Origin of the sequence: Clostridium beijerinckii (assembly GCF_018223745.1) — a bacterium.
Lineage (GTDB): Bacteria > Bacillota > Clostridia > Clostridiales > Clostridiaceae > Clostridium > Clostridium beijerinckii.
In genome coordinates, this window is the sequence record NZ_CP073653.1 from 1,622,755 (window position 1) to 1,646,982 (window position 24,228).

The window sequence follows — 24,228 nt, forward strand, 5'->3', positions numbered from 1 at the left end:
ATAAACATTTAGTCAGTGTATTTATAATATCTACTATGGCCAGACGGCTTCATAGGATTATATAATGTACACTAGCAAAAATTTTATAGTTAAATCCCAATTTGCTTTAAACAAGAACAAAGCCTTATTAAGCTAAACTATATAAATAACTGGGTTACATAGATATTAATATTCATTTTCTCCAAAGGTACCAAGGTACGTAAAAATTAAGAAAACAAGACCCATTATAATAAAGTTATTTATGACTATAGAATTCGTGAACATATGTTTTGAAAATATGTTTATAATTAAGAAAGTTAAAAATCCAAGCAATATATATATTACTATATTAAACTTGTTTAAATTAAGTTCAATATGTTTGTTAACCTCGTACATATTGAGAATAAAGCCAATTGTACACGCTACAAGCATAGTTAAACTATAACCAAATATATTAATTGCATGAATAGCAGTAAATATGTATAAACATATCAATTCAATTACGGCTTCTATTAATGAGTTTCTTAAAATTATTCCTTGCCTATTAAGTCCGTTTAATATTCCAAACATAGTTACTGCAGGAAAGAATATTGGTGCAGTAAGTGAAGCAAATCTAATATACAGACCTAAATCGTTTCGTCCATAAAACATCTCACCAAGGCTATGAGGAATAACATTACAAATTATTGTTGTCGCTATACCAAGCAAGAAAGCAACTTTAAGGACCTTTCTTATTCTAACAGAGGCTTCATATTGTTTTCCTAAAACTAGGCTTTGAGAAAGATCTGGAATTAATAATGTATTAATTGTTGAGACTACAATTAACGGTATTGTTATTATGCTAAGAGCCATCCCAGTATATTTACCTATCATACTTAAAGCTTCAGTATAAGTAAAACCAGCTACTAGTAAACGCCGAGGAACAATTAGTGTTGCAAGAGTCCCTAGAATATTAGTTAAAAAGCCATTTGCACAAAGTGGAATTGCTATAATTACCACATCAAAGAGAAGCTGAAATCTGCTTTCAGTCTTTTCGTGAGAAATGGGCATTTTTCTAATTGAGTATTTGTAGTAAATATAGAGGAAAAATAAGCTTTGAAATTCACCAATGCATAATGCAACTGTAGCTAAGGTTACCATACCTTCTAAAGTATTAGCTTTAGTAAAAAATATAAGCATGCTTACAGTTAGAATTCTCATGGCCTTTTCAAAAATATCAATTATAGCTGGCACTGTAATCTTAGAAGTTCCGTAAAAGTATCCTTTAAGTATATTTGAAATTGCTATACATACCATAGCTGGACAGATAACTTTTATTGCATTTATAGTACGAACATCATTTACACCATATTTCCCAATTAGTGGGGCACATATAAATACTAGTATACCTACCAAGAGTGCCCAAGATATATTAAATAATGAAACAACTCTAACTGTTTTTTCTATATTTTTATGTTCTCCTTTTTGTGCATAGACAGCAGTTATTTTAGATATAGAAGCAACTATCCCTGCAGTCATAAGACATATAAATAAATTGTAAATAGGCATAACTAAATTATAGAGTCCCATTCCTTCGGCACCTAGGACTTTAGAAAGATATATGGAAAATATAAAACCGAGTATACCCGTAGTTACGTTAGAGGACACTAATAAAAAAGAATTTTTTAAAAAATTATCTTTGCCCAAAGTTCATTCACTCCTTTAAATTACTTTAAATAATATTCAAAATGATAACTAAATATGAATTTGAAAATTTTAGATATAAAGGCATAATGATATAAAATAAAACAAATATTTACAAAGAAGTGATAAAAAGATATAATTATCTGTGGCTAAATTATAAAAAACGATTGTACTAAGTGGGGGAAACATAATGAACAAAATTTCAGATAACGATATGATAAATTTTTTCTATAATGCATTACCATCTCTAGAAGTCCTTTTTGATGAAGATGTATCTATGGCATTAACTGATACTAAGCAATATTTATATACAAAGTACAGCCCTAAATTGGAATTAAACACAAATAAGGGAGATATAATTCCAGAAGGAGGAGCTATAATTGAAGTGTTGAGAACTGGGAATACTATGATAAAAGTTGTGCCAGAGCATGTATATGGAACTGCTTTTAAATCATTCGCAATTCCAATTAAAGAAGAGGGTAAAGTTGTAGGTGTTTTTGTCGTAGGAAAAAGTTTAGAAAGAAAAAATGCTGTGATGAGTATAACTAAAAATTTAACGGAAACTTTATCACAAATATCAATAACTATAAACGAAGTTGCAAAAGATGTACAAGAGTTAGCGACAATGAATGAAGAATTATTATTGGAAACTAAAGAAACTAATGAAAAAACCAAAGATACAGATAATATAGTAACATTTATTCAAGGAATTTCATCACAGACAAATTTATTAGGGTTAAATGCTGCAATTGAAGCGGCTAGAGCTGGCGATGCAGGAAGAGGATTTAATGTTGTTGCCCAAGAAATTAGGAAACTATCAAATTCTTCAAATGAGTCAATAAAACAGATAAATTCAGTTATAAAACATATATCAACATCAATAAATAGCATAAATGATGGTTTAATTAAATCTAATGATGTCTCACAAGGCCAATCAGCTGCATTAGAAGAAATAGTAGCATCTATAGCGGAGTTAAACTCAACAGCTAAGAAATTAGGAGAATTAGCTGAAAATCTTTAATTTATGGAATATTGATTAACATATATAAACATCTTTACATAGTTAAAAAGAATATAAAAATTAGTAGGAGTAATAATCCATATATTTTATGTGAGTTATTGCTCTTATTTTAATATGTAAAACAAATAAGATTTTTAAAGAGAGGTCTTATTTTATTAAATTTACAATATAAATTTAATATGGATATTATGATTTGTACATAGGAAGTATTTTTAGAATTTAATTATAGAGGTAAAGGAGGGAAGTGTAGTGAAAAGATTTCTAAAGTTTTTGATTATATCAATTATAATAGTTGTACTAGCTTTTGCTGTATTTAAATTATCTAATGAATATAGGATGAATACATTAAAAAATAATGTTAGTTGGAGTGTTGTTTATAAAAATTGTAAAGATTCTGTAGCTTTTGAGAAAGATGAAAACCAAAATACCTATATAGCTTACAATAATTATATTAAAGTTATTAAAATAGATGGTAGGGAAGAAACTTTATTGGAGGATAAATCCTTAGAAATAGAAAACTTGCTTTATTATAATAATAAATTGTATTTTATTTCTAAAACAGATTTATATGAATATGATTTAGCATCAAAAAGTTTAAAAAGCATTTTAGGGAATATACCTAGTGAAGGGAAATATTTAGATAGGAATTTAATTATAAAGGATTCAAAATTACTTTTAGCGATAGGAAGTGCTACGAATTCAGGAATAGCATCTAATGATAGCGAGTATTCACAGAACAAAATACCTTATGATAAAAGCTCTATAGATGTAACATTAAATGGATTCAATTATGGTGAAAAGAAAACAGGAGCTTTTATGCCATATGGAAATTCCAGTGAAGGAGGGCAAAAAATAAAAGCCCAGAGTATAGCAAACTCTTGTATAATTGAAGTGAATCTAAATAACGATAAGACATCATTATATGCTTCAGGAATAAGAAATGTAAAGGGATGGGATCTAGATAGTGAAGGAAATCTAATTGGAATTGTTGGTGGAATGGAGAATATAGGGGATAGGCCTATTAATAGAGATTTTGATTATTTGTATAAACTAGATAAAGGAAAATGGTATGGTTGGCCTGATTTTAGTGGTGGAGATCCTATAAGTTCACCAAGGTTTAAAGGGGAAAAATTAGTATCACCTCTTATTGCTAATCCTCCTAATAAAATAGTTCAAGCACCTATATATCAATATCCAGAAGTTAGTGCGATAAGATACTTAGCCATAGATAAAGATGGAAAAATATTAGAAAAGAATTCGAATGTATATTTTAATAGTAAAGAGAACCTTATAGCTGGAATAAATTCAGAAAGTGTTGTATATGACTTATTAAAGTTAAAAGATAAGAGTAAAATACAGGGAATTAAATATTCAGATGGAGATATTTATATATTAGATAGTGGAATGGGTTGTATATATAAATTACAATCTAATGATTTTGGATTGAAATTTAATCTTCCAAAACCAATTTGGATATTTATATTTGTATTTTTATTTATACTAACCTGCTTAATAATATTTAAATTTTATTCTAAGCGCGGATATAAAAAATAATAAATAGAAAATTGAACTGTCTTAAGTGATGTTTTATCAACTTAAGACAGTTTTATTATTTAAGTAATCTAATAAACAAAAATAATTTATATTCAAATTTATGGAATAAATGCTAAAATATAATAAAAGGTATTAGTGATAATGGAGGAGATGTTATGGGAAAAACATTGGTAATTAATCTAGAGAATATTATATTTCAAGGAGATATATTAGATGTAGGAGAAAAAAATCTTGGTATAATATATAATATATCAAAGGAAGCAAAGGATGAGATATCATTAGACTATGTATCTAGCGATAGTAAAGTAGAGCTAAAAGATAGAAAATATGATGCATGTACATTTTTCTTTGAGTTAAATAAAATATGGACTAGTTTAGAAAAAGAAAGATTAATAAGAGAAATAAGTTCATATATAAAAGAATCTGGTGAAATATTTATTTGGGATATTAATAAAGAAAGGGGAAAAATATTTAATAATAAGATAAAAGTAATATTACAAAATGAAAAAGTTAAGGAGTTTACATTTAAGAATTTAAATATACTTTTAAATTCGAATATTGAAGAAATAAAAAAAATTCTTGAAAAATATTTTGAAATAGAAGAAACTAAAGCTTGGGAAGATGTTTTCTTCATAAGAGGAAAGAAACTGAAGACTAAAGCTGAAGTAGAGGAGAATATTAATTATGAAGGTATTAATTACAGCGATTGACTCTAAATTCATTCATAGTAATTTAGCAGTTAGATACTTAAAAAGTTTTACAAGAGATATGGATTATGAAAGCAAAATAAAAGAATTCACTATAAACGATAGGGAAGGTAGAATACTTGAAGAAATAATTAAAGAAAAACCAGATATTGTAGCATTTTCAACATATATTTGGAATGTTGAACTTATCTCAAGAGTGGCTAATTTGATAAAGAGAGTGGATTCTAATATAGAAATTTTATATGGTGGACCAGAAGTTTCATTTGACTCAAGAAGTTTCTTGAAAAATAATGTAGGAGAATATGTTATTGAAGGTGAAGGAGAAAAAACTTATAGAGATTTTATTCTATATAAATTAGGTAAAATTAAACTGGAAGATGTCAGAGGGCTTCATTATAAAGTTAATGATATAGTTTATTCCAATGAAAAGCGTCCACTTATGTCAATGGATGAAATATTTTTTCCATATGAAGAAAATGAAGATTTGACTAATAAAATTGTATATTATGAGGCTTCACGAGGGTGTCCTTTTAACTGTAAATACTGTCTTTCATCTACAAGTCATGGAGTTAGATTTTTAGATATTGATAGAGTATTAAAGGATTTAATGTATTTTATAAATAAGGAAGTTAGATTAGTTAAATTTGTTGACCGTACATTTAACTGTAATTCTAAATTTGCTATGGCAATATGGGATTTCTTAATAAATCAAGATACGAATACTCAATTTCATTTTGAGATATCAGCAGACATATTAAAGCCACAGGAAATAGAACTTTTATCAAAAGCTCCAAAAGGAAGATTTAGATTTGAAGTTGGCGTTCAAACTACTAATGACGAAGTTTTAAGAAATATAAATAGATTTGTTAATTTCAGTGATATAAAAGAAAAAGTTTTAGAAATTGAAGCATTAAGAAATATAGATCAGCATTTAGATCTAATAGCAGGACTTCCTGGAGAAGATTATGAATCTTTCAAAAAGTCTTTTAATGATATGTATGAAATAAAACCAGAAGAAATACAACTTGGTTTTTTAAAGTTATTAAAGGGATCTTCTATGAGAGAAGATGCAGACAAATATGGAATGGAATACTCACCATATCCGCCATATGAGATATTAAAAACGGATAAGATCTCATACGAAGAGTTATTAAAACTAAAAAAGGTAGAAGAGATGGTAGATAAATATTATAATTCTCAAAAGTTTAATCATATAATTAGATATTTTGAGAGAAAATTTGAGTTACCATTTGATTTTTATTATAGTCTAGGAATGTTCTTTGAAGATAAAGGTTATTTTAGCAAAAACATAGGAAATGCTGAATACTATAAAGTATTTTTAGATTATAGTGAAAGTGTATTACAAGAAAGTAACAAATATTTAAAAGAGATTATTAGATTTAATTACTTAATATTTAATAAGAAACGTGGTCTTCCAGAATTTTTGAGAAGTGACATGGAGAAAGAGGAAGAAAAGAGTATAAAAGAAAAACTTAAAGAACAATATTCATTTAAAGAATATCATTTAGAAAAGTTTAAAATTAACATAGAGAAATATATTGAAACTGGAGAAATATTAGAAGAGGATACTTATTATTTATTTAATGATAGGGCTGAATATATTAGATGTATGTAAGTAATATAAGAAAATATTGAGACTTATTTATATCTATGTAGGTTAAATAAGATAAAAGGATTATTTGAATATAGCAAAGAGTAACATGCATAGGAATAATATGAGTGTTACTCTTTTATATGATTAGATAATAAACTTTTGTAAAAAGCTTGATAATTAGTATTATTAAGCTTTAATTTTTGCATTTACGAATAAAATATATTTTTATTTTTAGAAAAGAGGAGTATAGTTAAATAGACAACATGTTAACTAAAATTATATTGGGGAGATTAAAAAAGTGAACGAATATTATATACAGCAAATTTTTTCAACAATTTTCTATTTATCAAACAAGATTCAAGTACAAGGGGATAAGATGGATGAAAGAATAACTGTACGTCAATGGATGGTGCTTTTGACAATTTCACATTTACCAGAAGACAATGCATCTTATAGCAAAATAGCAGATAAGATGGGATGTACAAAACAGAACGTAAAGCACATTATTGATAGCTTACAAAAAAAGAACTATGTGCTTTTGGAGAAAAATGAAAAAGATAAACGTGCTATAAATATAAAAATAACTAAAGAATGTAGAGAAATTATGGGAGAGTATTACGAAAAAGGAAATAAATTTTTAAAAGATATGTTTAATGACCTTGAGGAAAAGGAACTAGAAAATTTGTGGGATTTGTTGAAAAAAATAGCAAACTATGATGGCAGCAATTGGACTGGCTATGAAGAAAGAGTTAATATTTGGGGGAGAGGTTAATGGAGAATAATTGTACGATAAGTATTATGCCTGAAACATCAAAAGTTGATGAACCTGTAACAATAAAAATAAGTGGACTTTTAAAAAATGAAAGAGTATTAATTCGCGCCTTAAGCAATGATTATTATTGCATAAATACTTCTATATTTGATGTAGGGAATAAAGCAGAGTGGGAATCTTATGCGGTTTTTGTGGCGGATGAAAGTGGAACTATAGATTTAGAAAATGCTAAGCCTGTTGAGGGAACATATAAAGAGGCAGATAAAATGGGGCTTTTCTATTCTATGACTGTAAAAGAAAACTATAAAACTAAAATTCCTATAAGATTAAGTGATATTGGAGAGAACAGAGATTATACAATGACCTTTCAGGTAGAGCGTAATGGAAGAGTTATTGCGTCAAAAACACATAAAAGAATTTATTGTGATGAATTTATTTCAAGTGTAGATGTAGTAGAAGATAAACTTTTAGGAAGATATTTTACTTCAAAGGAAAATATACCCAAGCCAGCGATTATTGTTTTGAGTGGAAGCGATGGTAGACTTGAAAAGGCACAGGCAATTGCTGGAATATTTGCAATGCACGGATATTCAGCACTAGCTGTATGTTATTTTGGTCTTGAAGGAACTAATAAAAGTTTAAGCTGTGTGGAGCTTGAATGTGTTGAAAATGCGATAGATTGGTTAAAAAAACAATCTACAGTGGCCAAAAATAAGATTGGAATTTATGGTAGATCTAAAGGTGGAGAAATGGTTTTACTTGCCGCATCTATTTTTAAAGACATAAGTTGCGTCATTGCTAATACGCCAAGCTGTTATGTTTATGAGGGGTTAAAAGCTAATAAGTTTCCTTCTAAACATTCATCGTGGATGTACAAAAGGAGAGAAATACCATATATAAAATTTAGTTTCTCTATTTTGATTCAGACACTTGTAAAAATGATGATAGGAAATAAAGAAGCTATGGCTTGGATGTACAGGAAGCTCATTGAGGATGGAAATGTTTATGAAGCTATGATTCCAGTAGAAAAAATAAACGGACCAATTCTTATGGCTTCATCTTTAAAAGATAAAATTTGGCCTTCTAAAACTCACTGTGAAATAATCGTGGAATTGCTTAGAAAAGCTCATTTTAAACATGAATATAAACATATCACATACGAAAAATCTGGACATATGCTAACTGTACCGTATCAATCTATATATCCTTCAAATAAATATCCAGACGATATAGATGGTTTTGCAAAGGCAAATATAAATTGTTGGAATGAAACTATAAACTTTATAAACAAATGGTCAAGACAAAAGATCTAATAACGAGAATGATTTAACCTAGAAAATGTATCCAAATTATTGAAATGGGTCCAACCCCTGATGTTTCCTATAAATATTTATATATTTTAATAGTTAAATATTAAAGTATATAAATATTTAACTATATATGTTTGAAAATATATATCTTTGATAATATTTAAATATAAACATATGTTAATATTTAAATTTAAATTCATTGTTATCTTAAGAAAATCTGATTTTGAATTAAATGAATGGCCAGGATATAATAATATGACAATCAATCATCTTTACACTTGAATCGTAATTAAAAAGTGTAAAGAGTTTTTTGTTTATATTTATAATTATTGAATCTCTGAAAAAAAACATCTTGACTTGGAGTTAACTTCAAGTGATAAGTTATATATGACAAAAAGATAGAAATGTATTCTACAATATTTAGCCAATTCATAATAAAGCATTTTTTTATGAATTACTGAATATAATAAGTTTAGCTAAGGAGGAATTTTTAGAGGATGAGTAAGAAAGGAAATTTGATTGTAACACTTGCGTTATTGCTGTCAAATGCAATAGCTGGTTTAGATGGGACAATTGTCAACACAGCATTACCAGCAATCATAAGTGATTTACATGGAATTCAATACATGGGGTGGATAGTAGCTGTTTTTTTATTAGGAATGGCAGTAGTAACTCCTCTTTGAAGCAAATTAGGAGAGCGTATTGGGAACCGAAGAACATATCAAATAGCCACATTATTATTTGCAATTGGTTCAATATTTCAGGCATTATCAAGTAATATAATTTTTTTTCTTATTGCAAGAACCATTATGGGAATAGGGGCAGGTGGAATGAACACTATCCCATTTATCATTTATGCAGATTTGTATACAAACTTAAGAAAGAGGGCTAAGGTAATTGGATATGCGACAGCAAGCTTTAGTGCAGCAGCAATTATAGGGCCTTTAATAGGCGGCTGGATAGTTGATACTTTTAGTTGGCATTGGGTATTCTATATCAATGTTCCAATCGCATTAATTTCAATACTAAGTGTTCAAATTTTCTTTAAAGAGCCCCAAAAGATTTCTACGGTAGAAAAAATTGATTACTTAGGTGCTGTAATTATGATAGTTAGCTTGGTAACTCTTTTAACAGGTATTCAAATGATAGAGACAGCTTCATTAAGCTTGGTTAGTAGTTTGATTATTATAAGTCTTATTTTATTGATAGTACTATTTAAAGTTGAAGAAAAGGCAGCGGATCCTATAATACCTAATAGACTTTTTAAAAATGGACCATTAGTAGTTGATTTCATATTATTTTCTCTTTTATGGGGCGCATTTGTTGCCTTTAATATATACATACCAATGTGGGCGCAAGGATTATTAGGAGTAAGTGCTTTAATTGGAGGGGTGACTCAGATTCCAGGGTCTATTACTAATTTTCTGGGCTCAGTAGTTGGACCAGCTATGCAGCCAGGATTGGGTAAGTATCGTACAGTTGCTCTAGGAACATTAGCGTTTATAATTTCTTTTGGAATTATGGCATTAGCTGGAATATCTATACCATTATGGATTATATTAATAGCAGGAGCATTTGAGGGATTTGGTTTGGGGTTAAGTTTCAATATATTACAAATAAGCGTACAACAGGATGCCGAAAAACGAGATATTCCAATTGCGACATCATTTGCATATCTTTTACGTATTTTAAGTCAAACATTTATGTCATCAATATATGGAGTAATTTTAAATAACGCTTTAAACAAAGGTGTGGCTGAATCTCATGGAGAAGTTACTATTGAAGCATTAAATAAGTTGAGTGACTCCCAAAGCGCAGGTGATTTACCCAAAAATTTATTACCACTTATGAAGCAGATTATGTACGGTGGTTTACATAATATAATGTTAGTTGCATTAGTTTTATTAGCTATTGCGTTAGTTTTGAATATTGGAATACAACTAAAGGTGAAAAAGAAGTAGTATTTTAAAAGGAAAAAAATTATGTTCTTAGTTTTTAATTATACCGTAATAATTTTGTAATTGATATAAGATATCTTTAATAGTATAATCAAATAGGAAGTAAACCAAGATGGAATACTTGGATATAATTTACTACTGTAGATTTAACTAAGGAGTAGGAAAGATGGATTATGTATTAGCAATGGTAATTTCACTTATAACTGCATTAATTACCATGCCATTTCTTATGAAACTAGCTAACAAATTACATTTCACGGATAAGCCCAGCAAAAGAAAACAACATAAAGTGCCAACACCACTATGTGGAGGTTTAGCATTGTATTTTGGTTTTTTTGTTTCATATTTTATATTCCCAAGGGATGATATGAAGCTGCTACAACAATTAACTGTTTTTGTTGCAGCAACAATGATAATAATAATTGGTTTAATAGATGACTGGTATAAGACTAAAGGAAAAGAATTTGCTATATTTCCAAGATTAGTTATTCAGCTATTATCTGCAATCTTAGTGTTTAAGGCAGGTGTTTTTTTTCAAGGATTTACAAATCCTTTTACAGGCAGTTATGTAGAGTTGAACACTACAATACAATTTATCCTTACAATAACTTGGATATTTGGAGTTACAACTGTAATTAACTGGTCTGATGGTATGGATGGATTGGCAGGAGGGTTATCCCTCATATCTGCAATAACATTTTTCTTAGCAGCAATTATATTAGAACAAAGTGATTCTGCATTAGTATCTATAATGTTAGTTGGAACAATTTTGGGATTTTTGTATTATAATAGATTCCCGGCAAAAGTTTTTATGGGAGATTCTGGAGCTAATTTTTTAGGATTTATTTTAAGTATAACAGCATTGGAGGGGGCATTTAAACAGGCAACTGTTTTAAGTCTATTTATACCAATACTTGCTTTAGCAGTACCTATATTTGATAATTTATTTGTCATTATTAAAAGATTCTCGGAAGGGAAACCAGTGTATCAAGCAGATAGAAGCCAGATACATTTTAGATTAGAGAAAAGAGGTCTTACTACTGTACAAGTCGTAAATTACATAATGTTAATAAGTTTATCTTTTAGTGCGATTTCTATAATATTGCTGTTAATTAAAAGATAAAGTTAGTATATTTAGACATTTTATATTTTAAGTGAAGTATTTAAAGTTAAAGATGAAACATTTACAAACAAGATATTATAATATATAATTAAAAAATATAGGAACTTATCAAGAGTGGTGGAGGGACTGGCCCGAAGAAACCCAGCAACCGGTAAATTTTATAGAATTACTTGGTGCTAAATCCTGCAGCGTAAAAGCTGGTAGATAAGGTATTGAAAAGCATTTAAGCCTAAAGGAATACCTTTAGGCTTTTTTTGTTAAAATAAATTCCGCAAAGGAAAGATTATATAAATAATTGTGAAGAGTAATAATGAAAATTTATAGGACATGGTAATGCTTTGAGATTAGTAATAAGGTGGTGATCAATATATGGGAGATTTGAAACTACAGATAAACAAGAATGAAGTACTTAGGTATCTTGGATATAAAGGACAGGATATAGATGAAAATATTGTAAATCTTATTGAGGAATGTAGAGAAGAAATCAAGAAGATAATTACCCCAAGATTTATGTATGAATATAAAGATATAATACAGCTTGATGAGGCTATAGAGGTTGTTAATACAAAACTAATTTTATATGGAAAAGATATAAAAGAGCATCTTAAAGATTCAAAAAAGTGCGTATTAATGGCAGTAACTTTGGGAAATGATGTGGAAAGAAAAACGAGATTATATGAAAAAATAAATTTAACAAAAGCACTTATATTAGATGCTTGTGCTACAACGGCAGTAGAGGAAGTATGTGATTATGTAGAAAGGATTGTTAAGGAAAAAGCTATATTGAATAATAAGGATATAACTTTTAGGTATAGTCCAGGTTATGGAGATTTGCCGTTAGATGTTCAAAGTAGCTTTTTAAGGGCATTAGATGCCCAGAAAAAAATTGGACTAACTGTATCAGAAAATAATTTACTATTTCCTAGGAAATCTGTTACAGCAATAATAGGGATAATAAATAGGGGAAGTGAAAAGAAAATAAAGAGCTGCAAAAAATGTACTAACTACAAAAATTGCAGTTTTAGAAGAGAGGGAGAAATCTGTGGGGATTAGGGAATATATAAGAAATAACATATTAATATTTGATGGAGCTATGGGAACAATGCTTCAAAAGAAAGGGCTGAAATTAGGAGAAAATCCTGAAATCTTAAATCTAAAAGAGCCATATATAATAGAAGAAATCCATAGAGAATATATATCTAGCGGTGCTAATGTAATAACTACTAATACTTTTGGTGCTAATGAGCTTAAACTAAAACTTTGTAATTTAGTGGTTGAAGAAGCAATAGATGCGGCAGTTAATATCGCCAAAAAAGCTAAAGGAAATAGTGAAACATATATAGCACTGGATGTAGGTCCTATAGGGGAACTTTTAGAGTCTATGGGAACTCTAAGTTTTGACAGAGCGTATGAAATTTTTAAACGACAAATAATTCAAGGGGTTAAATCTGGTGTTGATATAATTTTAATTGAAACAATGACAGATTTATACGAGCTTAAGGCCGCAGTGCTTGCAGCAAAGGAAAATTCAAGTTTGCCAATATTTTGTACAATGACATTTGAAGAAAATTTGAGAACATTCACCGGATGTACTCCAGAAGCCATGGTACTTGTATTAGAAGGATTAGGAGTAGATGCACTTGGCGTTAATTGCTCTTTGGGGCCAAAGCAGCTAAAACCAATTGTTGAAGAAATATGCAGCTTATCACATATTCCAGTAATGGTTCAGCCTAATGCAGGACTTCCAACACTATCAATAGGTAATGAAACAAAATATGATGTTACTAAAGAAGAATTTGCAGATACATTATGTGGATTAATTGACCTAGGGGTAAGAGTGATAGGTGGATGTTGTGGAACAAGTCCAGAATATATCGAGGAATTGTATAAAATAACGAGAAATAAGAAACTTGTGTCCATGGAAAAAGAATATTATTCCGCAGTTTGTACACCGTCAAAAGTAGTAAGGATAGATGGTGTTAGAATCATAGGTGAACGAATTAACCCTACAGGCAAAAAGATATTTAAGGAAGCTTTAAAAAATGGAGATTTAGATTATATATTAAATCAAGCAGTTTCTCAAATAGAAGTTGGAGCTCACATTCTAGATGTTAATGTAGGATTACCTGAAATTGATGAGGCAGATATGATGCATAAAGTAATTAGAGAGATTCAAGGCATCATGGATACACCACTTCAAATAGATTCTTCTGATCATAAAGCAATAGAGACAGGGCTCAGATATTATAATGGAAAACCTATATTGAATTCTGTAAATGGAGAAGATGAAGTTTTAGATAGAATACTTCCTATAGTAAAAAAATACGGCGCAAGTGTAGTAGGTTTAACATTAGATGAAAGAGGTATTCCAGCAAAAGCAGAAGAAAGATTTGAGATTGCAGAAAAAATAATAAGTAAAGCAGCGGAATACGGAATAAGAAAAGAAGATGTATTTATAGATTGTTTAGTTTTAACTGTGTCAGCTCAGCAGAAAGAAGTTCAAGAAACTTTAAAAGCTGTAAGAATGGTTAAAGAGAAATTAGGAGTTAAAACAGTACTTGGAGTTTCAAATATATCGTTTGGCCTTCCTAATAGAGAATTAATTAATGAGACTTTCTTGGCTCTAGCTCTTGCCAATGGGCTAGATTTACCAATAATTAATCCTAATGTGAATGGAATGACTAGAGTTATTGATTCTTACAATGTTTTATATAATTATGATAAAGGCGCTGAAAGTTATATTAATAATTATGCAAATGTAGAATTATCAAGAGAAGTCACTATTAAAGGTAATGGAGCAGCAAAGATTAATTCAAATATAAATACAGTTCATGATTTAAAGTATATTGTCGTTAAAGGACTAAAAGAAGAGGCGAAGCAAGCCACTGTTGAATTATTAAAAGAAAAGAAGGAGCTTGAAATAGTTAATGAGCATTTAATTCCAGCATTAGATATGGTTGGAGAAAAATATGAAAAAGGGGAACTTTTTTTACCGCAGCTAATTCAAGCAGCTGAAACGGTAAAAAATTCATTTACCATTTTGAAGGAAGAAATATCTAGAACTAATTCTCAAACTATATCAAAGGGTAAGATAATTATAGCTACAGTAAAAGGAGATATTCATGATATAGGTAAAAATATAGTAAAAGTTATCTTAGAAAACTATGGCTATGAAATGATAGATTTAGGGAAGGATGTACCTATAAAGACTGTTGTAGAGGAAGCAAAAAAACATAATGCATCTTTAATTGGATTAAGTGCGCTTATGACAACGACACTTAAAAGCATGGAGGAAACGATAAAAGCGCTAAGGGAAGATGGGTACAATGGAAAGATATTTGTTGGTGGAGCAGTACTTACAAAAGATACAGCAGAAAGAATAGGTGCAGACTTCTATGCCAAAGATGCAAAGGAATCAGTAGAAATTGCAAGAAGAGTACTTTCATAGTAAATAATAAATTAAGAAACTAATATTTAAAGGGTTATCCTATGCATTAAAAATGCATAGGACAACCTTTTAAATTACAAGAATTTATACTAAAGCTAAATTATAAAATATTATAATTCTATTATATCTAAATCATCAGGCATGTATATCTTTCCGCTGAACTCCTCTTTACCTTCATTTATGTACAATTCTTTTCTATTCTTTAGATTTTTATCTTCTGTATGATATAAAATAACATTCTTAACATTTAAATCCTGTGCATTTTTGCAAGCGTCTTTTGCGGTAGCATGGTGTTTTTCATATGGTTTGAATATTTCTTTTTGAGAGTAAAGGCAAAATGCTTCATGGAATAAATAATCTACATTAGCACAATATTTCTTCACAGTTTCTCTATAAGGTTCGTCACCTAAAAATGTTAGAGACTTACCGTTATTTAATGTTGTTGTGAATCCATGTTGGAGATCTTTTGTGCTTTTTATATCGAAGAAAGTAGTTTTTCTATTTAATATAGTTGCTGTATAGTTATCCTCAATTCCATTAAATAATATTCTATCATCAAATAATTTTAAAAATTTTTTTTGAAGCACAAATGAAGAAATTGATTTTATAGCATCTATTGAAGTTTTGTGGCAATAGATATTTAAATTTCCAGAGTATTTATCATTTAGTATGCTTTGTGCTACAGCACGGATAACCCAAACGCTTCCTAGTATATGATCATTATGATTATGAGATATAAACATATTATGTATTTTATTAATTGATATATTTAACTTTTCTAGATTTGATAGGATTGTATTACCACCACCTGCATCAATAAGGAAGTGCTCGTCTTCGTTAGATAAAGTAAAACATGTATTATAGCATTTTGTAACCATTGCGGAACCAGTTCCGAGAATATATATATTTTCCATCGTAAATCTCCTTGTATAAATTAAAAAATTTTAAAGATAATATGAGTAAAGATTACTAAATATTAAATTTAACATAATTACAATTATAAGAGTTAAATGAAATAAATTCAATATTATGATAGTGCTACATAAATAAGCTTAAGTTTGAAATATAAATACAAATATATTTTGTCAAATGCATTTACTTATAATTAGACATGCTATATACTAGTGTATATACATGTGATGCAAGAGGAGGAGAAAATATAATGAATAATAAAATAAAACAAATGGTGTATGCCGGATTACTTACAGCATTAGCAATAATAATTCCTATTCAGTTTGGATTTTTAAGAATAGTTATTCCACCATACTTTACTGCAACATTAGCGGCTCATGTACCTATGATGTTATCAATGTTGATATCGCCTTTTGTGGCAGCTGTAGTTGGAATAGGCTCTACAATTGGATTTTTAATAGCTGGAACACCAGCGCCAGTAGTGGCAAGGGCAGCAACTCATATAGTTGTAGGATATGTTGGAGCAATGATAATTATGAAAAATAAAAGCTATGTTAAGGCAATAGCAATAACAGCTCCAATCCATGGAATCTTAGAGGCTTTAGTTACAATACCATTTATAGGATTTTCAGTTGCCGTTTATCCTGCATTGATCATTACAGTTGTTGGTGCAATATTGCATCATTCAGCAGATAGCATAATAGCATATGCAATAGTTAAAGCTATGGCAAAAGCAAGAAAGAAAAACATTTATAATGTTTTTGGAGAATTCAAGACTCAAAGAGCTTTACAGAGATAAGGATAATTAGTACTTATAATTTATAGAATATAATAGAGCCGTTCATATTTAAAGCTGAGTGCATTATATTTACATGCATTCAGCTTTGTTTTTTAAAATTATATGGAAAGTTATAGAAAATAATAAAAAAGATATAGACAAAAATACTAAATATCATATAATAAGGATAGAATAAATTTAAAGTTGTAAAATTGAGAAGTATGTTAAATGTTATTTGACTAAGAATCTTAAGAAAAACAATTTCAAATTAGAATACAATGAGGTGAACATTTTGGAAGAAAAAGAAATAATGTCGTTTAAAGATGAAAATGGAAATAAAGTTGATTTTGAAGCTATTGCAAAGATATATTTAGAAGAACAAGGATATTTGTTACTATCACCAGTAGATGAAAAGTGTGATGATATGTTTGCATTTAGAATAGATATTAATGAAGAAGGCAATGAAGAATTAAACCTTGTGGAAGATGATAAGGAATTTGAGGAAATAAAGAAAGAATATAAGAAATTATTGTATTAAATAGGAGTGAAATTTAATGAAGAGTTCAGAAATAATTGATTTTTTGGAAGACAATGATTTAGCAGATGTTGAAGAAATAAAACACAAAAGCAATTATGTGATAATAAAATTTTATTATGACTTTGACAAAGAAGAATTAAGCGCTGCAAAAGCATACTCAACTGAAGAAAGTGATTTTGAACCAGAAAGTGATGAATGGTATAACGAATATTACATTCCTTACTTAAGAGATATTGCCGTAGATAATGTAGAATCAATAATTGAAGAAATATCAGATGAGTTTGAACTAGAATCTAAATATAAAGAATTCGGAATGGAAAATGGAAATAGTGGATATTTCAAGTTTATAGCAGCATTTTCTGAAGAGTTAACAGATATAGAAATGGAAGATATTTTAAACGATTACTATGAGTAAAACTGGTATTAAAATACTATTGAAAATATATTTCCTTATGTTATAATTAAATCATAGATTTCCTGAGATGTGCGTAAAGCTTATGATATTCAACCTACATTACATTATCGGGATTTACAATATATTCATAAATGTCAGGCTTCATTAAAAGCACAGTATTGTGTCAGTAGAAGACAGGAATGAATTGAGTTTAACCCACCTGCGAGGCGCAGGACTTGAATATATAGGTGAACGGCATGTTGGGAGCTATGATTGAATTCAACACCTCTATTAGAGGTGTTTTTTTATGTACAATAAAATATAAACTAAAAAGAAAATACCAAACCTATATCTAGTTTGGTATTCAGTTATATTAACATAAAACTAAAGTTATAATTAAATATTCTAGTTCTTATAAAGTAGCTATTTTTATATTTTATTTATTGCTATATTTTAAGCAGCTATGTTTTTTACAGATTTAGAGTTATGTTGCTTATAATATATTGAAATCAATTCTTTTTGATATAAGACAATGTACTTGTCCAAATTTTGAGATAAATCAACTATAAATGTTTTACTTGGTGAAAAAAACAATAATAATAAGTTAAGTAGGTTTTTCCTAAGTACAATATTACATTTTAGTTTAAAAATTACCCAAGTTTTCATACTAACACCTCTTTTTATCAGACTTGGTTTTTGTTATATGATTATTATAAACAAGAAAAGAAAATTTGTAAAAATATTTCATAATACAATTAATGACAATAATTTGCAGAAATGTTTAATAAAACGGTTAATAATTTGTTTTTCTAGTAGATTCATACCTGAATAGAACATAATTGTATATATTTTACAGACAAAGTGTTCGACAAACGATTACGAAGAAGAATAAATGGTGTCGAAAAAATTCGGGTTGATTATATTATTTTAAATGGTAAAATTATTGATATACGGATAGAAAGGATGAAAATATGATGGACATTGAAAAGGCTAAAATAGAAGAAGTTATAGAAAAAATCAATTCATTATATAAGACTAGTCAAGAAAGAGAATTAAGTAATGAGGAGAAGGATTTGCAAAGTAGATTAAGAAAAAGATATATAGATAATGTTAAGAAAAATTTTAGAGCGCAATTAGAAGGTATAGAACTTAACAATAAGAAAAAGGGATGATGATAATTGGGTGTTTTAGTTAAAAAGTTAATTGATGATTTAAACTTAGAAGTGCTTGTAGAAGGAAAAGAAGATGTTGAAATTTCAGTAAATGATATAAATAGACCGGGACTACAGCTTGCAGGCTTTTATAATTATTTTGCTCCAGAGAGAATCCAGGTTATAGGTAAAGCAGAATGGAGCTTCTTAGATTATATGCAAATTGAATTAAGGAAAAAAAGAGTTAAAAAATATTTTAGCTTTGACATAAATTGCTTAATCATAACTAGAGGATTGGAGCCACATCCAGAGTTTATAAAGGAAGCGAAAAAGCACAATATATGGTTTGTTAGAAGTAATTTAGTTACTACACAATTTATAAGCAAAACTACAATATATCTAGCTGATAAGCTTGCACCAGAAACAAGATTGCATGGAGTTTTGGTAGATGTATCTGGTATAGGAATATTGATTACTGGAGAGAGTGGAATAGGAAAGAGTGAAACTGCATTAGAGTTGATAAAAAGGGGACATAGACTTGTCACAGATGATGCAGTTGATATAAAGGACATAGATGGACAGCTAATAGGAAGATCACCTAAAATAACCGTTGGAATGTTAGAGGTCAGAGGCCTTGGCATAATTGATGTTACAACACTATATGGATTAAGTTCAGTAGTTCAAGAGAAAGAGATAAGGCTAGTTATGCATTTTGAACATTGGAAAGATGACAATGATTATGATAGGCTAGGAATAGATAATGAATATATGAATATACTAGGAATTAACGTGAAGAAATTAACGGTTCCTATTAGACCAGGTAGAAATATCGCGGTTATTATAGAAGCAGCAGCAGTAAATTATAGACACGCATTAATGTCTAAAATTACACCAGTTGATGTAATAGAAAATAGAATGAATGAGCTTAATGATTAATATAGTATGTAACTATTTTTACATAACTCAAGTCTAAGTAAATGATTTGAAATGCTTAGAATATGAGATATATATTTATCATCAAAAGGAGGATTGACTATGGAAAATGAAAAAAAAGATTTAAGCAAAAATGCATGGAATAAATATGATGAGAAAGAAGTTCAAAGCATATTCGAGTTTTGTGAAGGATATAAGAATTTTATGTCTAAATGTAAAACTGAAAGAGAATGTGTTAAGGAAGTACTTAGATTAGCTAAAGCTGAAGGCTATGAAGATATAGAGGAAATTATAAAAAATAATAAACAATTAAAACCAGGCGACAAGGTTTTTGCAAATAACAAAGGAAAAGCTGTTGCGTTGTTTATTGTAGGAAGTGAATCTATAGAAAAGGGGCTAAAGATATTAGGAGCTCACATTGATTCACCAAGATTAGATTTAAAGCAAAATCCACTTTATGAAGATAGTGAGTTAGCATTACTTGATACGCATTATTACGGTGGAATTAAAAAATACCAATGGGTTACATTGCCACTAGCATTACACGGAGTAGTAGCAAAGAAAGATGGTACTGTAATAGATATTTGCATAGGTGAAGATGATAATGATCCTGTTGTTGGAGTATCTGATCTTTTAATTCACTTAGCAGGAGATCAAATGGGCAAAAAAGCTGACAAAGTAGTAGAAGGTGAAGATCTTAATGTATTAGTTGGAAGTATGCCTTTAAAGGGAAGCAAAAAAGATGCTGTTAAGGGAAATATATTAAAGTTATTAAAAGAAAAATATGATTTTGAAGAAGAAGACTTTTTATCTGCTGAAATTGAGATTGTACCAGCTGGAAAGGCTAGAGATTATGGTTTAGATAGAAGTATGGTTATGGCTTATGGGCATGATGATAGAGTATGTTCATATACTTCACTAATGGCTATGTTTGAAATAAAAGAGCCTGATAAAACTTGCTGCTGTCTATTGGTTGACAAAGAAGAAGTAGGTAGTATCGGAGCAACTGGAATGCACTCAAGATTTTTTGAAAATATAGTTGCAGAAATCATTGATAGAATTGAGGGATATTCTGATCTTAAATTAAGAAGATGTCTTACTAATTCAAAGATGCTATCATCCGATGTTAGTGCAGCTTTTGACCCTAATTACCCATCAGTAATGGAAAAGAAGAATTCTGCATTCTTTGGAAAAGGAATGGTATTTAACAAATATACTGGAGCTAGAGGAAAATCAGGTTCTAATGATGCTAGTGCTGAGTATATGGCAGAGCTTAGAAATATAATGGAAAAGCATAATGTTTCAATTCAAACTGCAGAGCTTGGAAAAGTTGATGCTGGTGGCGGTGGAACAATTGCATATATATTAGCTCAATACAATATGGAAGTAATAGATTGTGGAGTTGCACTTCACAATATGCATGCACCTTGGGAAGTTGCAAGTAAAGTTGATATATTTGAAACAGTGAATGGATATAAAGCTTTTTTAATAGAGGCTTAATCTCAATAAATTAAGAAAAAAGATATTATCAAGTCTAAGGACTGATAATATCTTTTTTTATTGACAGTTAATTTAATCACCTAATATTATAATAGTGGTGGATCTAAAGCGGATAGAAATTTCGATAGATAGTTACTAGGAAATTGCATACAGCCAATGTCCCCATGACGATCATCTGATTCTAAATCACCGTGAAAATCGGAACCACAAGAAACTAACAAATTGTGTTCATCTGCTAAAGAGAGGAATCTGGAAGTTTCATCTTGTGTATTTTGAAAATAAATTGATTCAATTCCATCAAAATTCATTAGCAATAATTCATCAATATTAGAATCATTTATTAATTTAGGGTGAGCTAAAAATACAAGAGCATTATATCTTTTTAGTAATTTCAATCCGTCGCTAGTAGAAAGTTTTAAGGTTGGGACATATGCTTTACAACCTTTCCCAATAAATTTATTGAAAACTTCCTCTAGGTTATAAGGATATCCGCAATTGACTATTTCTCTAGCAATATGAGGCCTTGCAATAGTATCATTAGCTTCTTTTAGAATTTTTTCAAAACTAACTTCTATGTTAAATTCATCTTTAAGCTTATCAACCATAAGTTTAGCTCTCATTATCCTATGATCCTTAATATTAGTTAGTTCTCTAATAAGATCATCATTTTTAAAGTTATTATCTCTAAAGAATCCCAAAAGATGTACACTTTCATTATTGTGTTGAGTTGATAATTCAATTCCAGGAATTAGCGTGATATCATATTTTAAGCTTTCTTCAATAGCTTTATCTAAACCACTTAAGGTATCGTGATCAGTTATAGCTAAGTACTTAACATTGTTATCATGGGCCCTTTTAACCACTTCCTTAGGGGATAATGTTCCATCTGAAGAAGATGTATGAACGTGAAAGTCCACTTTAAGCATATAATTTAACCTCCAATTTAATTTAAGGTTTATAGTAATAAAATTATCTAATTTATTGTAGATTAACTTGGAATAATATAAAAATATGTTATGCAAATTTTAATAATATAATCATATCATAAGATACTTATACAAGTATACTAAAATAAAACTTAGTGGCGGATATTTATAACATAAGTTAATATTCACATTTTCCAACTTATGTGTATATAAATTAAAACAATTGTGCCATGATCTTTTTATAAAAATATCTATTTTGATAAAGGTTTATTAGCTATATGATTACAAAAATCGAATGGATTGTATCTTAGCGGTAAATCTTTAATTGATATAATATCTTCCTTATAATTCCCATCCCAAGGTGAAACTGATATAGTTGAATCATTAAAAATCCTAAATAGATACTGGCTATTATCTTCAAAAAGTATTTTTATTCTGAAAGGTTCTTTTGCATCAACTGATTCGTCAGAATAATTAACAGTTGTTAGAGCTGAAACAAAATCTTCAATTATTGAATTTTCTTCACTTGGAACTTCTATTTCCTTATATAGATTAGTATCAAATACATAAAGCGTGAAGTTTTGATTATTTAAAATTTTAGCTTTAATTTCATCAATATAATAATGATTACTTGGTTTTACTGAAAAGTTTATGTATTTAGGACTTTGAAGAGCACAGCTGCTCAAGGTGAAACAGAGAAATAAAATTGTGAAAGCAAAAGTTAATTTTTTCAAAAGTATACCTCCTAGAAATACGTTATATACTATTAAATTTATTCTTTTAGTTATTTTTTAGAACTTTTCAGTTAGCCAATAAGTGATAATTACGAAGATTCTATAATATGAATAAAAAGTAGTGATAATTTGGGAGATTAGTTTATGTATATAATAGGAACGGTAGGCCCTAATGTAAAAGATAGAGCAGTACTTAAAGGGATAATAGAGAGTGGAGTAAATGCTTTACGATTTAACTTTATACACGGAAGCGCAGAAGAATTTTTAGAATTTTTAAAAATGGCTAAAGATATAAAGAGTGATATCCAAGTAATGCTAGATCTTTCAGGAACTAAGGTAAGAGTATCTGGTAAATTCCAATATATTTTCAAAGTTTATAATGGAGAAGTAATTTATTTTTGTGGAGAAGACAAATATAGTGAAGTAGTAAAAAATAGTAAAAATAAAATTAAAGTTATCCCATTAAATATAAAAAACAAAATTTTGAATGAAAAAGATTATAAACAAATAGGAATAAAGGACAATACGATGACTTTCGATATCATAGATAAAGTTGATGGATTAATAAAGGCAACTACAATTCGGGGAGGAGTTATTAGAAAATGGAAGGGTTGCAATATAAAGAATCTTGAAAGAAAAGAGTTGCCACTAAATGAAAATGATAAGGACGCAATAGTTTGGGGAGTTAACAATAAAGTAGATATAATATGCCAATCGTTCGTTGAGGAAAAGAAAGATATTGATGATGTTAAATTATTTCTAAATAACAGAAAATCAAATCAATTTAAGCCTAAAATTTGGGCTAAAATAGAAACATTAAATGGAGTTAATAATATAAAAAGCATTTTAGGTGAAGCAGATGGAATTGTTATAGGCAGAGGTGATTTGATTCCAGAAACATCTATAGAAGATACTCCTATTTATGAAGAAAGAATAATAAAAGAAGTTCTAGGAGATAAAGATAAGGAGATAATTATAGCTACGCATATCCTTAATAGCATGAAAAATGGAAAAATGCCATCGATTTCAGAGGTAGAGAGCATATATAATTTCATAAAAATCGGAGCTACTGGATTTCTTTTGGCAGGGGAAACGTCAATAGGAAAAGCACCTATAAGAACAGTAGAATTTCTAAATAATTTGATTATAAAATATAGAAATATATGAGCAGTAATAAAAAAGTCCAAGCGAT

Annotated in this window: 23 protein-coding genes, 1 other RNA gene and 1 riboswitch; of the genes, 19 read left to right on the forward strand and 5 right to left on the reverse strand. The window is 28.9% G+C overall.

The window, feature by feature from the left end:
- Positions 1-165 precede the first annotated feature (165 nt).
- On the reverse strand, positions 166-1,665 hold the full coding sequence (gene spoVB / locus KEC93_RS07430; protein WP_077868001.1) for a stage V sporulation protein B: 1,500 nt from the start codon (positions 1,663-1,665) through the stop codon (positions 166-168).
- Between the two features lie 187 nt (positions 1,666-1,852).
- Between spoVB and KEC93_RS07435 the strand changes: the two genes are divergently transcribed.
- From KEC93_RS07435 to KEC93_RS07480, 11 genes are all read left to right on the forward strand, one after another.
- Positions 1,853-2,683: a methyl-accepting chemotaxis protein gene (locus tag KEC93_RS07435; protein ID WP_077868000.1), complete on the forward strand. Its 831-nt coding sequence runs from the start codon at positions 1,853-1,855 to the stop codon at positions 2,681-2,683.
- A gap of 249 nt (positions 2,684-2,932) precedes the next feature.
- Complete coding sequence (locus tag KEC93_RS07440; RefSeq protein ID WP_077867999.1) at positions 2,933-4,237, forward strand: PQQ-dependent sugar dehydrogenase family protein; 1,305 nt, start codon at positions 2,933-2,935, stop codon at positions 4,235-4,237.
- Positions 4,238-4,392: 155 nt separating this feature from the next.
- On the forward strand, positions 4,393-4,947 hold the full coding sequence (locus tag KEC93_RS07445; RefSeq protein WP_017211495.1) for a hypothetical protein: 555 nt from the start codon (positions 4,393-4,395) through the stop codon (positions 4,945-4,947).
- On the forward strand, positions 4,922-6,580 hold the full coding sequence (locus tag KEC93_RS07450; RefSeq protein ID WP_077867998.1) for a B12-binding domain-containing radical SAM protein: 1,659 nt from the start codon (positions 4,922-4,924) through the stop codon (positions 6,578-6,580). Before KEC93_RS07445 ends, KEC93_RS07450 begins: the two co-directional genes overlap by 26 nt.
- Before the next feature lie 277 nt (positions 6,581-6,857).
- Positions 6,858-7,331 carry a MarR family winged helix-turn-helix transcriptional regulator gene (locus KEC93_RS07455; protein ID WP_077305554.1) on the forward strand — a complete coding sequence of 158 codons (474 nt, stop codon included), beginning with the start codon at positions 6,858-6,860 and terminating at the stop codon, positions 7,329-7,331.
- On the forward strand, positions 7,331-8,644 hold the full coding sequence (locus KEC93_RS07460) for an acyl-CoA thioester hydrolase/BAAT C-terminal domain-containing protein (protein ID WP_077867997.1): 1,314 nt from the start codon (positions 7,331-7,333) through the stop codon (positions 8,642-8,644). The genes KEC93_RS07455 and KEC93_RS07460 overlap by 1 nt, the downstream gene beginning before the upstream one ends.
- A gap of 494 nt (positions 8,645-9,138) precedes the next feature.
- On the forward strand, positions 9,139-9,324 hold the full coding sequence (locus KEC93_RS26450; protein ID WP_238892902.1) for a hypothetical protein: 186 nt from the start codon (positions 9,139-9,141) through the stop codon (positions 9,322-9,324).
- Between the two features lie 63 nt (positions 9,325-9,387).
- The gene (locus KEC93_RS07465) at positions 9,388-10,602 is read left to right on the forward strand and encodes an MFS transporter (protein ID WP_238892904.1); all 1,215 of its coding nucleotides are present in this window, start codon (positions 9,388-9,390) and stop codon (positions 10,600-10,602) included.
- 163 nt (positions 10,603-10,765) lie between these two features.
- Positions 10,766-11,722: an MraY family glycosyltransferase gene (locus tag KEC93_RS07470; protein ID WP_023974231.1), complete on the forward strand. Its 957-nt coding sequence runs from the start codon at positions 10,766-10,768 to the stop codon at positions 11,720-11,722.
- 102 nt (positions 11,723-11,824) lie between these two features.
- Positions 11,825-11,933: riboswitch (SAM riboswitch) on the forward strand.
- Between the two features lie 158 nt (positions 11,934-12,091).
- A complete protein-coding gene (locus KEC93_RS07475) occupies positions 12,092-12,775 on the forward strand; it encodes a vitamin B12 dependent-methionine synthase activation domain-containing protein (protein ID WP_077867996.1) in 684 nt (227 codons plus the stop codon).
- Positions 12,765-15,170, forward strand: a complete 2,406-nt coding sequence (locus KEC93_RS07480; RefSeq protein WP_077867995.1) for a homocysteine S-methyltransferase family protein — start codon at positions 12,765-12,767, stop codon at positions 15,168-15,170. The genes KEC93_RS07475 and KEC93_RS07480 overlap by 11 nt, the downstream gene beginning before the upstream one ends.
- Positions 15,171-15,280: 110 nt before the next feature.
- Here the strand turns inward: KEC93_RS07480 and KEC93_RS07485 are convergent, their stop codons facing one another.
- A complete protein-coding gene (locus KEC93_RS07485) occupies positions 15,281-16,084 on the reverse strand; it encodes an MBL fold metallo-hydrolase (RefSeq protein ID WP_023974229.1) in 804 nt (267 codons plus the stop codon).
- A gap of 248 nt (positions 16,085-16,332) precedes the next feature.
- Here KEC93_RS07485 and KEC93_RS07490 point away from each other — a divergent pair, with 248 nt between their 5' ends.
- The 4 genes from KEC93_RS07490 to ssrS all read left to right on the forward strand — a co-directional run bounded on the left by KEC93_RS07490 (position 16,333) and on the right by ssrS (position 18,063).
- Positions 16,333-16,881 (forward strand): hypothetical protein, encoded by a 549-nt coding sequence (locus KEC93_RS07490; RefSeq protein ID WP_023974228.1) that lies wholly within the window; start codon positions 16,333-16,335, stop codon positions 16,879-16,881.
- Between the two features lie 271 nt (positions 16,882-17,152).
- The gene (locus KEC93_RS07495) at positions 17,153-17,398 is read left to right on the forward strand and encodes a DUF1292 domain-containing protein (protein WP_011968737.1); all 246 of its coding nucleotides are present in this window, start codon (positions 17,153-17,155) and stop codon (positions 17,396-17,398) included.
- A gap of 16 nt (positions 17,399-17,414) precedes the next feature.
- A complete protein-coding gene (locus KEC93_RS07500; RefSeq protein ID WP_011968738.1) occupies positions 17,415-17,813 on the forward strand; it encodes a hypothetical protein in 399 nt (132 codons plus the stop codon).
- 56 nt (positions 17,814-17,869) lie between these two features.
- Positions 17,870-18,063, forward strand: a non-coding RNA gene (gene ssrS / locus KEC93_RS07505) — 6S RNA.
- Positions 18,064-18,245: 182 nt separating this feature from the next.
- On the opposite strand, the gene KEC93_RS07510 is transcribed toward ssrS, so the two are convergent.
- Positions 18,246-18,458: a hypothetical protein gene (locus tag KEC93_RS07510; protein WP_017211484.1), complete on the reverse strand. Its 213-nt coding sequence runs from the start codon at positions 18,456-18,458 to the stop codon at positions 18,246-18,248.
- 308 nt (positions 18,459-18,766) lie between these two features.
- Here KEC93_RS07510 and KEC93_RS07515 point away from each other — a divergent pair, with 308 nt between their 5' ends.
- The 3 genes from KEC93_RS07515 (at position 18,767) to KEC93_RS07525 (ending at position 21,376) form a co-directional block, all read left to right on the forward strand.
- On the forward strand, positions 18,767-18,964 hold the full coding sequence (locus KEC93_RS07515; protein ID WP_023974226.1) for a DUF896 domain-containing protein: 198 nt from the start codon (positions 18,767-18,769) through the stop codon (positions 18,962-18,964).
- Between the two features lie 6 nt (positions 18,965-18,970).
- Complete coding sequence (gene hprK / locus KEC93_RS07520; RefSeq protein ID WP_011968740.1) at positions 18,971-19,879, forward strand: HPr(Ser) kinase/phosphatase; 909 nt, start codon at positions 18,971-18,973, stop codon at positions 19,877-19,879.
- Positions 19,880-19,978: 99 nt separating this feature from the next.
- The gene (locus KEC93_RS07525) at positions 19,979-21,376 is read left to right on the forward strand and encodes an aminopeptidase (protein WP_077867994.1); all 1,398 of its coding nucleotides are present in this window, start codon (positions 19,979-19,981) and stop codon (positions 21,374-21,376) included.
- Between the two features lie 86 nt (positions 21,377-21,462).
- On the opposite strand, the gene KEC93_RS07530 is transcribed toward KEC93_RS07525, so the two are convergent.
- Positions 21,463-22,302 carry a PHP domain-containing protein gene (locus tag KEC93_RS07530; protein WP_023974224.1) on the reverse strand — a complete coding sequence of 280 codons (840 nt, stop codon included), beginning with the start codon at positions 22,300-22,302 and terminating at the stop codon, positions 21,463-21,465.
- A gap of 251 nt (positions 22,303-22,553) precedes the next feature.
- Complete coding sequence (locus tag KEC93_RS07535; RefSeq protein WP_077855359.1) at positions 22,554-23,036, reverse strand: DUF4883 family protein; 483 nt, start codon at positions 23,034-23,036, stop codon at positions 22,554-22,556.
- A 144-nt stretch (positions 23,037-23,180) separates the two neighbouring features.
- Between KEC93_RS07535 and KEC93_RS07540 the strand changes: the two genes are divergently transcribed.
- The gene (locus KEC93_RS07540) at positions 23,181-24,203 is read left to right on the forward strand and encodes a pyruvate kinase (RefSeq protein WP_023974223.1); all 1,023 of its coding nucleotides are present in this window, start codon (positions 23,181-23,183) and stop codon (positions 24,201-24,203) included.
- Positions 24,204-24,228 lie beyond the last annotated feature (25 nt).

Bases quoted from the DNA above. Each gene is read 5' to 3' on its own strand.
- KEC93_RS07515 (WP_023974226.1), top strand. From the start codon at position 18,767: ATGGACATTGAAAAGGCTAAAATAGAAGAAGTTATAGAAAAAATCAAT.
- KEC93_RS07530 (WP_023974224.1), bottom strand. From the start codon at position 22,302: ATGCTTAAAGTGGACTTTCACGTTCATACATCTTCTTCAGATGGAACA.
- KEC93_RS07510 (WP_017211484.1), bottom strand. From the start codon at position 18,458: ATGAAAACTTGGGTAATTTTTAAACTAAAATGTAATATTGTACTTAGG.
- KEC93_RS26450 (WP_238892902.1), top strand. From the start codon at position 9,139: ATGAGTAAGAAAGGAAATTTGATTGTAACACTTGCGTTATTGCTGTCA.
- KEC93_RS07450 (WP_077867998.1), top strand. From the start codon at position 4,922: ATGAAGGTATTAATTACAGCGATTGACTCTAAATTCATTCATAGTAAT.
- KEC93_RS07435 (WP_077868000.1), top strand. From the start codon at position 1,853: ATGAACAAAATTTCAGATAACGATATGATAAATTTTTTCTATAATGCA.
- KEC93_RS07445 (WP_017211495.1), top strand. From the start codon at position 4,393: ATGGGAAAAACATTGGTAATTAATCTAGAGAATATTATATTTCAAGGA.
- KEC93_RS07485 (WP_023974229.1), bottom strand. From the start codon at position 16,084: ATGGAAAATATATATATTCTCGGAACTGGTTCCGCAATGGTTACAAAA.
- KEC93_RS07460 (WP_077867997.1), top strand. From the start codon at position 7,331: ATGGAGAATAATTGTACGATAAGTATTATGCCTGAAACATCAAAAGTT.
- KEC93_RS07525 (WP_077867994.1), top strand. From the start codon at position 19,979: ATGGAAAATGAAAAAAAAGATTTAAGCAAAAATGCATGGAATAAATAT.
- KEC93_RS07490 (WP_023974228.1), top strand. From the start codon at position 16,333: ATGAATAATAAAATAAAACAAATGGTGTATGCCGGATTACTTACAGCA.
- KEC93_RS07540 (WP_023974223.1), top strand. From the start codon at position 23,181: ATGTATATAATAGGAACGGTAGGCCCTAATGTAAAAGATAGAGCAGTA.
- KEC93_RS07475 (WP_077867996.1), top strand. From the start codon at position 12,092: ATGGGAGATTTGAAACTACAGATAAACAAGAATGAAGTACTTAGGTAT.
- KEC93_RS07500 (WP_011968738.1), top strand. From the start codon at position 17,415: ATGAAGAGTTCAGAAATAATTGATTTTTTGGAAGACAATGATTTAGCA.
- KEC93_RS07470 (WP_023974231.1), top strand. From the start codon at position 10,766: ATGGATTATGTATTAGCAATGGTAATTTCACTTATAACTGCATTAATT.